This is a genomic window from Rhodococcus sp. BP-261 (assembly GCF_019835205.1).
Lineage (GTDB): Bacteria > Actinomycetota > Actinomycetes > Mycobacteriales > Mycobacteriaceae > Rhodococcoides > Rhodococcoides kyotonensis_B.
In genome coordinates, this window is the sequence record NZ_JABUCO010000001.1 from 200895 (window position 1) to 212913 (window position 12019).

12 protein-coding genes are annotated in these 12019 nt (G+C 67.0%); 7 read left to right on the forward strand and 5 right to left on the reverse strand.

Annotation, left to right across the window (positions count from 1 at the left end; all coding sequences use genetic code 11):
• Positions 1–28: 28 nt before the first annotated feature.
• Positions 29–1003: a carbohydrate kinase family protein gene (locus tag HQ354_RS00905; RefSeq protein ID WP_068420613.1), complete on the reverse strand. Its 975-nt coding sequence runs from the start codon at positions 1001–1003 to the stop codon at positions 29–31.
• Between the two features lie 147 nt (positions 1004–1150).
• Entirely contained in the window at positions 1151–1501 is a 351-nt protein-coding gene (locus HQ354_RS00910) for an iron-sulfur cluster assembly accessory protein (protein ID WP_068420611.1), read from the reverse strand.
• A gap of 159 nt (positions 1502–1660) precedes the next feature.
• Here HQ354_RS00910 and HQ354_RS00915 point away from each other — a divergent pair, with 159 nt between their 5' ends.
• The 4 genes from HQ354_RS00915 to HQ354_RS00930 are packed head-to-tail and all read left to right on the forward strand — an operon-like array spanning position 1661 to position 4735.
• The gene (locus tag HQ354_RS00915) at positions 1661–2320 is read left to right on the forward strand and encodes a DUF3043 domain-containing protein (RefSeq protein WP_114330550.1); all 660 of its coding nucleotides are present in this window, start codon (positions 1661–1663) and stop codon (positions 2318–2320) included.
• Between the two features lie 3 nt (positions 2321–2323).
• Complete coding sequence (gene cobU / locus HQ354_RS00920) at positions 2324–2878, forward strand: bifunctional adenosylcobinamide kinase/adenosylcobinamide-phosphate guanylyltransferase (RefSeq protein ID WP_222634010.1); 555 nt, start codon at positions 2324–2326, stop codon at positions 2876–2878.
• Between the two features lie 37 nt (positions 2879–2915).
• Positions 2916–3971, forward strand: coding sequence for a nicotinate-nucleotide--dimethylbenzimidazole phosphoribosyltransferase (gene cobT / locus HQ354_RS00925; RefSeq protein WP_222634088.1), 1056 nt, complete (start codon positions 2916–2918; stop codon positions 3969–3971).
• Positions 3972–3973: 2 nt separating this feature from the next.
• Entirely contained in the window at positions 3974–4735 is a 762-nt protein-coding gene (locus HQ354_RS00930; RefSeq protein ID WP_222634011.1) for an adenosylcobinamide-GDP ribazoletransferase, read from the forward strand.
• Position 4736: 1 nt separating this feature from the next.
• On the opposite strand, the gene HQ354_RS00935 is transcribed toward HQ354_RS00930, so the two are convergent.
• Together HQ354_RS00935 and gcvT are read right to left on the reverse strand one after the other, a co-directional pair.
• On the reverse strand, positions 4737–5840 hold the full coding sequence (locus HQ354_RS00935; protein WP_222634012.1) for a branched-chain amino acid aminotransferase: 1104 nt from the start codon (positions 5838–5840) through the stop codon (positions 4737–4739).
• Positions 5841–5874: 34 nt separating this feature from the next.
• Entirely contained in the window at positions 5875–6975 is a 1101-nt protein-coding gene (gene gcvT / locus HQ354_RS00940) for a glycine cleavage system aminomethyltransferase GcvT (protein ID WP_222634013.1), read from the reverse strand.
• 83 nt (positions 6976–7058) lie between these two features.
• Between gcvT and HQ354_RS00945 the strand changes: the two genes are divergently transcribed.
• The gene (locus tag HQ354_RS00945; RefSeq protein ID WP_222634014.1) at positions 7059–8576 is read left to right on the forward strand and encodes a leucyl aminopeptidase; all 1518 of its coding nucleotides are present in this window, start codon (positions 7059–7061) and stop codon (positions 8574–8576) included.
• A 43-nt stretch (positions 8577–8619) separates the two neighbouring features.
• Here the strand turns inward: HQ354_RS00945 and HQ354_RS00950 are convergent, their stop codons facing one another.
• Complete coding sequence (locus HQ354_RS00950) at positions 8620–8952, reverse strand: oxidoreductase (RefSeq protein ID WP_167674997.1); 333 nt, start codon at positions 8950–8952, stop codon at positions 8620–8622.
• Positions 8953–9199: 247 nt separating this feature from the next.
• On the opposite strand from HQ354_RS00950, the gene sucB reads away from it, so the two are divergent.
• Both sucB and HQ354_RS00960 read left to right on the forward strand, forming a co-directional pair.
• Positions 9200–10975: a 2-oxoglutarate dehydrogenase, E2 component, dihydrolipoamide succinyltransferase gene (gene sucB / locus HQ354_RS00955; RefSeq protein WP_222634015.1), complete on the forward strand. Its 1776-nt coding sequence runs from the start codon at positions 9200–9202 to the stop codon at positions 10973–10975.
• Between the two features lie 143 nt (positions 10976–11118).
• Positions 11119–12009, forward strand: coding sequence for a TIGR01777 family oxidoreductase (locus HQ354_RS00960; RefSeq protein WP_167674994.1), 891 nt, complete (start codon positions 11119–11121; stop codon positions 12007–12009).
• Positions 12010–12019 lie beyond the last annotated feature (10 nt).

Consider the following 12019-nt stretch of genomic DNA (forward strand, 5'->3'; position numbering starts at 1 on the left):
GCCGCGGCCCATCGATGTTGCGGAGTGATCAGGCGGGCAGCAGGGCGCCGACCTCGTCGGCGGCGACGGAGCCGTACGCCGCACCCAGACGCTTCAATGCATCGTCACGCGTGAACTTCCACTCCTGCGTTCCTGTGGTCTCGAGCACCAGGACGGCGACCAGCGAGCCCAGCTGAGCGGCCCGCTCGACGGACGCGCCCGCGCGGTGCGCAACGAGGAAGCCTGCGCGGAAACCGTCGCCGACGCCCGTCGGGTCGACCTTGCTGGTTTCGGGCACGACGTCGACGTGGGTACGGACGCCGTCGGCGGTGACGATCTCGACGCCCGACTTTCCGAGCGTGGTGACGCGAATGCCGACCATCGACGCGATGTCGTCCTCCGACAAACCGGTCTTCTGGCGCAGCAGGCCCCACTCGTACTCGTTGGTGAACAGGTACGCGGCGCCGTCGACGAGCTGTCGCGCTTGATCGCCGTTCAGACGGGCCAGCTGCTGCGACGGGTCGGCGGCGAAGGGGATGCCCGCCTCACGGCACTGCGCGGTGTGCGCGAGCATGGCGTCGGGATCGTTGGCTCCGACGAGGACGAGCTCGACGCTCTTCCCCGACGCCACGTCGCCGATCGAGATGTCCCGTGCCTCGCTCATCGCGCCCGGGTAGAACGACGCGATCTGGGCCATGTCGTCGTCGGTGGTGCAAACGAAGCGGGCCGTGTGCGCAGTCGTGGAGACTCGAACGCCCGAGCAGTCGACACCGTTGGCTTCCAACCAGGATCGGTACTCACCGAAGTCGGGTCCGACGGCCCCGACCAGGAGCGGGGATCCTCCGAGTACACCGAGCGCGTAGGCGATGTTGCCGCCGACACCGCCCTTACGGATGACGAGGTCGTCGACGAGGAAGCTCAACGAGATGTTCGAGAGCTGGTCTGCGACGAGCTGCTCGGCGAACTTACCCGGGAACCGCATCAGGTGATCGGTCGCAATGGATCCCGATACCGCGAGTGTCACGTACTTGGGCCTTTCGGTCGTTGTCGGTGCGGAATCCACCGTACTCGGCGGTCACCCGCACGGAGTGCAGAACTGGGCCCCGAACAGCACTACGACCGGTACCCACCCTCGCGGGCGAGTACCGGTCGTAGTTCGGGGTCGTTCAGATCAGTTGAACGAATCGCCGCAGGCGCAGGAGCCTGTTGCGTTCGGATTGTCGATCGTGAAGCCCTGCTTCTCGATCGTGTCCACGAAGTCGATGGACGCACCTTCGACGTACGGAGCGCTCATCCGGTCGACAGCCAGCGTGACTCCGTTGAAGTCCACCGCGAGGTCGCCGTCGAGGCTGCGATCGTCGAAGAAGAGCTGATAGCGCAAGCCGGCACAGCCACCGGGCTGAACGGCGATACGCAGCGCGAGGTCGTCGCGGCCTTCTTGATCCAGAAGCGCCTTGGCCTTCGACGACGCTGCCTCTGTCATCGTGACCTTGTGCGCAATGGTCTCGTTCGAGACGGTCATGGGCTCTCCCTGTCAGTCGTACAAACCCGTGAACGTCTCAACCGTACTCCGCGCGCTCCTATTCCTCACAGTCCACGTCGTCTCGAATTTCACCTCGAAACCAGACCAGTCTGCGTGGCCGGTGTTCGTGCGGCCGTCGACAGCCGATAACCTGGGGGTGTGAAGTTGCTACGCCGCGGAAACTCCGACAATCCGGACGATCGCGATTCCCAGTCCGCCGAGTCCTCTGCACCCACCGAGGACTCGTCGTCGAACGTCTCCTCGGGCAAAGGCCGTCCGACGCCCAAGCGCCGCGAGGCCGAAGCGAGGCGTCGCGGTCCCGTGGCTCCTCCTCCGATGACGAGCAAGGAAGCCCGCGAGCGCCGTAAGGCCAACCGCGGCACGAAGGAAGATCGCAAGAAGGCGTCGGCCGAGCGCCGCGCCGCGTCTGCCGACCGCCGTGAGCGGATGCTCGCGGGTGAGGACAAGTACCTTCTCCCCCGCGACAAGGGCCCGGTCCGTGCCTACGTTCGCGACCTCGTCGACGCACGCCGCAACCTCGTCGGGCTGTTCATGCCGATGGCGCTGCTGCTCATCTTCGCGCTGTTTCTGAACCCTGCCGTTCAGGCGTACGTGACGCTGGCGATGTTCGTCATGATGCTGTTCATGGTCATCGAGGGCGTCTTCATCGGCCGACTCGTCAACAACCGCGTCCGCGCACGGTTCCCCGACACTCCCGACGGCGGATTCAAGCTCGGCTGGTACGCCTTCGTACGCGCGTCGCAGATCCGCAAGATGCGTGCACCGAAGCCTCGCGTCGAACGCGGCGCGGCTGTCTGATCCGTGACGCCGGGTCAGCGCATCCTCGTTCTCGGCGGAACACGTTCCGGAAAGTCGGCGTACGCCGAGAGCCTCGTCGATTCGGCGTCGCCAGTACGCTATGTCGCGACGGGTCGTCGTGACCCGTCCGACGCGGACTGGCAGGCGCGCATCGATTCCCACGTGGCACGGCGTCCGGCCGAGTGGACCACGGTCGAGGCGTCGTCGGACCTCCCCGCGGTGATCGGTGGATCCGACGACAGCACCATCGTCGACGACCTCGGCACCTGGCTCACCCACACCATCGACGACCTGAATGCCTGGGACAGCCCGCGCGGTACCGTCGCACCCCGTGTCGACGCCGTCGTGCACGCGGTCGCCGCACACTCCGGTCACCTCGTACTGGTCAGCCCCGAAGTAGGGATGAGTGTCGTCTCGGAGACACGCTCGGGCAGACTGTTCCAGGACGAGATCGGCGCGATGAACTCGTCACTCGCGGCGGTGTGCGACACCGTCGTTCTGGTCGTCGCGGGACTGCCGCTGACGCTCAAGAGTGATCCGCCCAGCCCGCACTCATGAAAGGTCTTCGGTGACCGAGACTTCAGAGCCCACCGGTATTCCGACGCCGCTTCGGCCGGTGGCTCCACCGTCTGCCGACGCTCGCAGGGACGCGTCGGAACGTCAGAAGACTCTGACCAAGCCCGCGGGCAGTCTCGGGCGGATCGAGGATCTCGGTGAGTGGATCGCCGCCTGTCAGGATGCCTCTCCCCCACGCCCGCTGACGCGTCCGCGCGTCGTCGTGTTCGCCGGCGACCACGGGGTGGCCGCACACGGCGTCTCGGCATACCCGGCCGAGGTGACCGGGCAGATGGTCGCGAACTTCCTTGCCGGCGGCGCTGCCGTCAACGCACTCTCGGCCGTGGCAGGAGCGTCGGTACGCGTGGTCGACATCTCGGTCGACTCGGAGACGGATCCGTCGGTGAGCGCGCACAAGGTGCGACGCTCGTCCGGCTCGATCGACCGCGAGGATGCACTCACCTCCGACGACGTGCTCGCCGCGATCGACGCGGGCCGTGCCATCGCCGACGAGGAAGTCGACAGCGGCGCTGATCTGCTGATCGCGGGCGACATGGGTATCGGAAACACCACTCCCGCAACGGCTTTGATCGCGACGCTCACCGACACCGAACCCGTCGCCGCGGTCGGACGCGGCACCGGCGTCGACGACGCGGGGTGGATGCGCAAGACCGCCGCCATTCGCGACGCCATGCGTCGCGCACGACCGGTCGTCAAGGATCCGGTCGCACTGCTTCGCGTCGCCGGCGGCGCCGACATCGCCGCGATGGCAGGGTTCGTCGCTCAGGCGGCACACCGCCGCACGCCCGTGATTCTGGACGGTCTCGTCGTCACCGCGGCTGCGCTCGTCGCCGAGGAGTCGGCGCGCGGCGCGCGCGAATGGTGGGTTGCCGGGCATCGCTCGACCGAGCCCGCGCACTCGATTGCCCTGCGCCACTTGCGTATCGAGCCTCTGCTCGAACTGGACATGCGGCTCGGCGAGGGATCGGGCGCGCTGGTTGCGCTACCTCTGATCCATGCCGCGATCGCGACGCTGTCGCAGATGTCGACGTTCGCCGACGCCGGAGTCAGCACCGAAGCCGCATCCGAGGACTGACCGTGCGCGGTGCACTCGTCGGACCTGCACTTGCGCTGTCGTGGTTGACGGTTCTGCCCGTACGCGGTCCTCACCGCGTCGACCGTGCCGCGGCTGCGAGAGCGATTGCCTCGGTGCCGCTCGTCGGTCTGCTGCTGGGCCTTCTCGTGGGCGGAACGTTGTGGCTGTCGATCACGGCCTCGCTGAGCGGAATCCTCGCCGGATTTCTCGCCGTCGGCGCCCTCGCACTCGCGACGCGCGGAATGCATGTCGACGGTCTCGCCGACACCGCGGACGGTCTCGGCTGTTACGGACCACCCGAACGTGCGCGAGAAGTCATGAAATCGGGGGGCGCGGGCCCGTTCGGCGTGGCTGCGATCATCGTCGTGTTCACGCTGCAGGCAACGGGTTTCGGCGCATTGGCCGATCGGCATGCATGGTGGTCCGTCGTGCTCGCGGCGGTGGTGGGGCGGGTCTGCGTCGTGCTCGCGTGCCGCCGCGGGTTCGACGCCGCGTCCGAATCCGGATTCGGCGCATTGGTCGCCGGAACCCAGCCGCCGTACACCGTCGCGATCTGGGGCGTCGTCGCGCTGGGTCTGTCGATCTTCGCGGTCGACGACCGGTGGTGGCAGGGACCGCTCGTCGTGGCGGCCGCCCTCGCTTTCACCGAAGCCGCCGTGCGCCACTGTTCCCGACGGTTCGGCGGGATCAACGGCGACGTGCTGGGCGCCGTGGTGGAGGTGACGACGGCCCTCGCCGTCGTCGGCCTCCTGATCGGTGGCTGAGTCAGCCGAGCTTCGTCATCCAGCCGTGCGTGTCGGCGAACGTGCCGCGCTGGATGCCGGTCAGCGTGTCGCGCAGAGCGAGCGTGACCTGACCGGGTTCGCCGTCGGCGATGGTGAACTCGCCCTCGGCGGACTTCACACTGCCGACCGGCGTGATGACGGCGGCCGTGCCACAGGCGAAGACCTCGGTGATCTCGCCGGATTCGGCGCCCTTCTGCCATTCCTCGGTCGAGATACGACGTTCCTCCACCGGGATGCCGGAATCGGTGGCCAGTGCGAGCAACGAGTCCCGCGTGATGCCAGGCAACAACGAACCCGACAGCGACGGCGTGACGAGCCGGGCGTCCGAGCCGGAACCGAACACGAAGAACAGGTTCATTCCGCCCATTTCTTCGACGTATCGGCGCTCGATGGCGTCGAGCCAGACGACCTGGTCACATCCCTGCTCACTGGCCTGCGCCTGCGCGAGCAGCGACGCTGCGTAGTTGCCCGCGAACTTCGCCGCACCCGTTCCGCCCGGGGCCGCACGCACGTATTCGGTCGACAACCAGACGCTCACCGGCCTGACACCACGCGGGAAGTACGCACCCGCGGGCGACGCGATCAGCATGTAGCGGTAGGAATCCGCCGGGCGGACACCGAGACCCGCTTCCGTCGAGAACATGTACGGCCGCAGGTACAGCGCGTCCTCGCCGCCGGCTGCGGGGACCCAGTCGTGATCGACGGCGAGAAGCTGCTCGATCGACCCGATGAACAACTCGTCCGGCAGTTCCGGCATCGCGAGCCGACGCGCCGACGATCGGAAGCGCTCGGCGTTGGCGGTGACGCGGAACGACGCGAACTCACCGGTCGGCTGGCGATAGACCTTCAGACCCTCGAAGATCGCCTGGCCGTAGTGCAGCACCATCGCTGCCGGGTCGATCTCGATGGGACCGTACGGGCTGATCGTCGCGTCGTGCCAGCCCTTGTCGACGGTGTAGTCGATGACCGCCATGTGGTCGGTGAAGAACTTCCCGAATCCCGGCGCAGCCAGTACCGCCTCCCTGGCCTCCGAGGGAGCCGGAGAAGGGTGCTGCACGCGCGTGAATTCAGGTAGGCCAGTCATGAGGACAAATCTTATCGAACGACCGTAGTCGTCCTCACTTGGTATTCGGCGACACGAACGGTGGAGCCACCGTCTCGCACGCGAGCATCCGGCCTCGGACGTCCACGTGTACTTCGTCTCCGTCGGACACGTTCGCTGCCGTGTCGATCAACGCGAGCGCGATCCCGACGCCGAGCGACGGCGAGAAGGTCCCCGACGTGGTCGTTCCGACGGCGGAACCGTCGCGCATCACCGTCAGGCCGGGACGAAGAACGCCGCGTCCGACCGCCTTGATGCCACGCAGTGTCCGGGTCGGCCCGGCCGCCTTCTCGGCGGTCAACGCATCCTTGCCCCAGAACGCGTCCTTCTTCCAGCCGACCGCCCAGCCGCACCGGGCCTGCAGCGGTGAGATCTCGAGCGACAACTCGTGCCCGTGCAACGGGTATCCCATCTCGGTCCGCAGCGTGTCGCGCGCACCGAGGCCTGCGACGAGCCCGCCTGCCGCCCGGACGGCGTCGACCAACGCGCGGAACAGTGCGTCGGCGTCGGACCACGACGGCACGAGCTCGTACCCGTGTTCGCCGGTGTACCCGGTGCGGCAGACGCGCACCGGGACGCCGTTCCACGTCGCGTCCGCGAAGGCCATGTACTCCATGTCGACCGGCAGCCCCAGTGCGCCGACGACGTCACGTGACGCCGGTCCTTGCACCGCGAACACTCCGAAGTCGCGATGCCGATCGGCGACCGTGACACCTGCGGGCGCCGCATCGGCGAGAGCGGCGACGACGGCAGCGGTGTTGGCCGCGTTGGGAATCAGGAAGACTTCGTCGGGCCCGACGAAGTACGCGATGAGGTCGTCGACGACACCACCGGATTCGGTGCAGCACAACGTGTATTGGGCTTTGCCCGGCCCGATGCGCTCGAGATCGGCCGTCAGCGCGGAGTTCACGAACTCGGCGGCACCCGGTCCGGACACGAGCGCCTTTCCGAGATGGCTGACGTCGAAGAGCCCGACGCTCTCGCGCACAGCGTTGTGTTCGGCGACGACACCGGCATACGACACGGGCATCTCCCACCCACCGAACGGAGCGAAGGTCGCACCGAGCTCGGTGTGGACGGCGTGAACGGGTCCGCGTGCAAGTGTGTCTTCGCTCATAGCGGCCAACGCTATCCGACGTCTTGCCATCACTACGATCGGTGGGACCGACACATTCTCTTTCCACTCGTAGGAGCTGCCCAGTGCCATCCTCCACAACACGCACTCTCGGACCCGACCTGGTCCTGACCGGCCGTCTCGGCAAGAACATCGACGTACTCGTCGTCGCACTGAGCACCAGCGAGGACGGGCTGGAGCTCGTCATCACCGACGACATCTCCGACGACGCGATCGCCTCCGAGCTGCTCGACGCGTTCGAGACCGTCGGCGCCACCGGCAAAGCCGACGAACTGACGCGTATCCCCGCGCCCTCGGGTCTGGCCGTGAACAGCGTGCTGGCCGTCGGTCTCGGTACGTCCGCGGACATCGACGACGAACGCATCCGACGTGCCGCGGGTACTGCCGCTCGCTCGCTCGCGGGCACCGACACCGTCGCCACGACCCTGTCGTCGCTCGACCTGGCCGCCGCTGCCGAAGGCTTCTTCCTCGGCGCCTACACCTTCACCGAGTTCAAGTCTCAGCTGTCGGCACCGAGTCCCGACGCGGCCCCGCTCGGCCGCGTCGAGCTGCTGGTGACCGATCCCCGCGCCCGTGACACGAAGGCAGAACTCGCCCGGTCCGTCGCCCTCGCCGAATCCGTTGCCATCGCACGTGATTTCGTCAACACTCCCCCGAGCCACCTGTATCCGGAGGCGTTCGCTGCCCGGGCGAAGGAACTCGGCACCGCCGCCGGACTGAAGGTCGAGATCCTCGACGACAAGGCGCTCGAGAAGGGCGGCTACGGCGGCATTCACGGCGTCGGCAAGGGCTCGTCGCGTCTACCGCGGCTCGTGCGCCTGACCCATGCGGGCGGCAAGCGGAAATCGAAGAAGGTGGCGCTCGTCGGCAAGGGCATCACGTTCGACACCGGCGGTATCTCGATCAAGCCTGCGTCGGGCATGGAGAACATGACATCCGACATGGCCGGTGCCGCGGCCGTCATCGCAACGGTGATCCTGGCTGCGAAGGTCGACCTGGAACTGGACGTCGTCGCGACGGTCCCGATGGCGGAGAACATGCCGTCGGGCACCGCGCAGCGTCCCGGTGACGTGCTGACGCAGTACGGCGGCATCACCGTCGAGGTCATCAACACCGACGCCGAGGGACGCCTCGTGCTCGCCGACGCCATGGTGCGCGCGTGCGAGGACGATCCGGACTACCTCATCGACACCGCGACGCTGACCGGCGCGCAGGTCGTCGCTCTCGGCAATCGCACCCCCGGCGTCATGGGCACCGACGAGTTCCGCGATCGCGTCGCCGCGATATCGCAGGCCGTCGGCGAGGACGGCTGGGCCATGCCGATGCCGAAGGAGATTCGCCACGAGCTGGATTCCAAGGTGGCCGACCTCGCGAACGTCACCAACAACCGCGCCGGCGGCATGCTCGCTGCAGCGCTGTTCCTGAAGGAGTTCGTCGCCGACGGTGTCGAGTGGGCGCACATCGACGTCGCCGGACCTGCCTACAACACCGGAGGCCCGTTCGGCTACATCGGCAAGGGCGGCACCGGTGTCCCGGTGCGCACGATGTTCGCGGTGCTCGAGGACATCGTCGAGAAGGGGTGAATCCCTCGTGAGCAGAAATGTAGAGCCCGCTCTACTTTTCTGCTCACGACCCCTGCGCCCGCCTGCGGAGAATCTTCTGCCGCGCGTCGTGGTCTCGCATGCGCTGCGGGTAGCCCGTCTTGCGGACGTCGTAGACCGGGATCTTCAGGTCCGGACCCAACTTTCGGATGTGCCGCTCGTCGACGGCACGACGCGTCCACTCCCCGTCGTTCGCCACCAGAACGACCGTGACGGGAGTCACTGTCGTCTTCGGTTCGACATACGCCTCGACTCCGGTTCGTGCAGTCGCCCACTCGGTCAGATAGCTCGCGGTCGAGCCGTCTCCGGCGCCTCTACCTCTGCCACCACGTCGTCTGAAACGGTCGAACAACCCCATCGGTGACTCCTTCCGTGTGCGCCGAAACCGTCGTCGCGTTCCGCACCAACTTGTGTTACTCACCAGTTTGCCAGCGCAACTGCCGCCCTCGGGGAACATGAAATGTTCGAGGATGGAAGGATGGATTTCCGAGGCCGCGAATTATCGCAAGTGACAACCGCGACCTTCGCAACGCCAGCAGAATGGTCTGCGACCACAAGTCGTCGGATCGAAATACCCGCATACAACTGTCGAGGAGTCAACAGACATGGCCTTCTCCGTCCAGATGCCAGCTCTTGGTGAGAGCGTCACCGAGGGAACTGTCACGAGGTGGCTCAAGCAGGAGGGCGACACCGTCGAGGTCGACGAGCCGTTGCTCGAAGTATCGACGGACAAGGTCGATACCGAAATCCCGTCCCCCGTTGCTGGCGTTCTGACGAAGATCGTGGCTCAGGAAGACGACACCGTCGAGATCGGTGGCGAGCTCGCCCAGATCGGTGACGCAGGCGAGGAATCCGCACCCGCCGAGGAAGCACCGGCAGAGGACGACGAGGCTGCGCAGCCCGCGGCCGAGGAGCCGACGCCCGCCGCCGAGCCCGAGCCCCAGGCCGAGGAAGAGGCTCCCGCGGCCGCGTCTTCCTCGTCGCAGTCGAGCGGATCCGGCACCCCGGTCAAGATGCCCGAGCTCGGCGAGTCCGTCACCGAGGGAACCGTCACCCGCTGGCTCAAGGCAGTCGGTGACGAGGTTGCCGTCGACGAGCCCCTGCTCGAGGTCTCGACCGACAAGGTCGACACCGAGATCCCGTCTCCCGTCGCCGGAACGCTGCTCGAGATCAGCGCTCAGGAAGACGACACCGTCGCCATCGGCGAGCAGCTGGCCGTGATCGGATCGGGCGCTCCCGCCGAGAAGGCACCGGAGCCCGAGAAGACGCCGGAGCCAGAGAAGCCCGCTCCCGCACCCGAGCCGGCCAAGGAAGCACCCAAGGCAGAAGCTCCCAAGGCGGAGGCCCCCAAGCAGGAAGCACCCAAGCAGGAAGCGCCCAAGGCCGCTCCGAAGCAGGAAGCTCCCAAGCAGGAATCGGGCGCGACCCCGTACGTCACCCCGCTGGTCCGCAAGCTCGCGGCCGACAACGATGTCGATCTGAACACCGTCACGGGCACCGGCGTCGGTGGCCGCATCCGCAAGCAGGACGTTCTCGCTGCCGCCGAGGCCAAGAAGGCACCTGCAGCCCCGGCTGCTGCCGCACCGTCCGCTCCCGCCGCATCGGCTCCTGCCGCCGCTCCCGCTACCGCGGGCGTCCGTCCGGAACTGGCTCACCTGCGCGGAACCACGCAGAAGATCAACCGTATTCGCCAGATCACGGCGAAGAAGACGCGCGAATCGCTGCAGACGTCCGCTCAGCTGACGCAGACGCACGAAGTCGACGTCACGAAGATCGCTTCGCTGCGCACGCGTGCCAAGGCGACGTTCAAGGACAACGAGGGCGTCAACCTGACGTACCTTCCGTTCTTCGCGAAGGCCGTCGTCGAGGCGCTCAAGGCGCACCCGAACGTCAACGCCAGCATCGACGAGGACAAGAAGGAGATCACGTACCACGCCGAGGTCCACCTCGGAATCGCCGTGGACACCGATCAGGGTCTGCTGTCTCCTGTCATCCACAACGCCGGCGACCTGTCGCTGGCCGGACTCGCTCGCGCGATCGCCGACATCGCCTCGCGCGCCCGCTCGGGTGGCCTCAAGCCCGACGAGTTGTCCGGTGGCACGTTCACCATCACCAACATCGGTAGCCAGGGCGCCCTGTTCGACACCCCGATCCTGGTCCCGCCGCAGGCGGCCATGCTCGGAACCGGCGCCATCGTCAAGCGCCCGGTCGTGGTGAAGGACGACGCGGGCAACGAGTCCATCGGTGTTCGCTCGATGGTCTACCTGCCGCTGACGTACGACCACCGTCTCGTCGACGGTGCCGACGCAGGCCGCTTCCTGACCACGATCAAGCAGCGTCTCGAGGACGCTTCGTTCGAGGCCGATCTGGGTATCCAGTAACACGACGGCTGCCGTGAGTATCTGTACGCTGACGTAACGGATACGCTCGGCCATCCTCGGGACAACGGGGAAAGACACACAGTCGGGGCATCATTCGCACATGCGGGTGGTGCCCCGACATCGTCGAGGAGGCAATCGAATTCATGCGTGTAGTCATTGCTGGTTCTTCAGGTCTGATCGGTACCGCCCTTGTCGCGTCGTTGCGCGGACAGGGCCACGAGGTCGTCCGGCTGGTCCGCCGACCCCCTGCCGGTCCCGACGAATATCAGTGGGACCCCACTCGTGGCACGCTCGACGACCGCGCACTGCGCGACGCGGATGCCGTGGTCGATTTCTGCGGTGTCGGCATCGGCGACAAGCGCTGGTCCGGCTCGTACAAGCAGGCGATCAGGGACAGCAGGATCACTCCCACCGAGGTTCTCGCCGAAGCCTGTGCCTCTCACTCGATTCCGACGTTCGTCAACGCGAGCGGGATCAACTTCTACGGTGACACGGGTGACCGTGTGGTCGACGAGTCCGCTCCTGCCGGTTCCGGATTCCTCGCCGAGGTCTGCCGAGACTGGGAGAACGCGACGGCGGCTGCCTCCTCGGCCGGAGTGCGCACCATCATGCTGCGCAGCGGCGTCGTGCTGTCGCAGCGAGGCGGCATGCTGGATCGCCTTCGTCCCCTCTACCTGCTCGCGCTCGGTGGCCGCCTCGGCAGCGGCCGTCAGTACTTCCCGTGGATCTCGCTCGACGACGAGATCGCCGCGATCGTGCACGGACTCGAGAACGACGCCGTGTCCGGCCCGGTCAACATGGTCGGCCCGGCGCCTGTCACCAACGCGCAGTTCAACAGCGCGATGGCGCGAGCCGTTCATCGGCCCGCTCCCTGGGTCGTTCCCGGCTTCGTGCTGCGCGCCGGGATCGGCGAGTTCGCCCAGGAGGCGATCCTCACCGGGCCACGGGCCATCCCGTCGGTTCTCGAGAACACCGGATTCGAGTTCAGGCACAACACCGTCGGCGAAGCACTGCGGGCCGCGGTCGGTCGATGACGGGAGCGTA

Coding starts and splice junctions, on each gene's coding strand:
- gcvT (WP_222634013.1), bottom strand. CDS start 6,975: ATGAGCGAAGACACACTTGCACGCGGACCCGTTCACGCCGTCCACACC.
- HQ354_RS00910 (WP_068420611.1), bottom strand. CDS start 1,501: ATGACCGTCTCGAACGAGACCATTGCGCACAAGGTCACGATGACAGAG.
- HQ354_RS00960 (WP_167674994.1), top strand. CDS start 11,119: ATGCGTGTAGTCATTGCTGGTTCTTCAGGTCTGATCGGTACCGCCCTT.
- HQ354_RS00935 (WP_222634012.1), bottom strand. CDS start 5,840: ATGACTGGCCTACCTGAATTCACGCGCGTGCAGCACCCTTCTCCGGCT.
- sucB (WP_222634015.1), top strand. CDS start 9,200: ATGGCCTTCTCCGTCCAGATGCCAGCTCTTGGTGAGAGCGTCACCGAG.
- HQ354_RS00950 (WP_167674997.1), bottom strand. CDS start 8,952: ATGGGGTTGTTCGACCGTTTCAGACGACGTGGTGGCAGAGGTAGAGGC.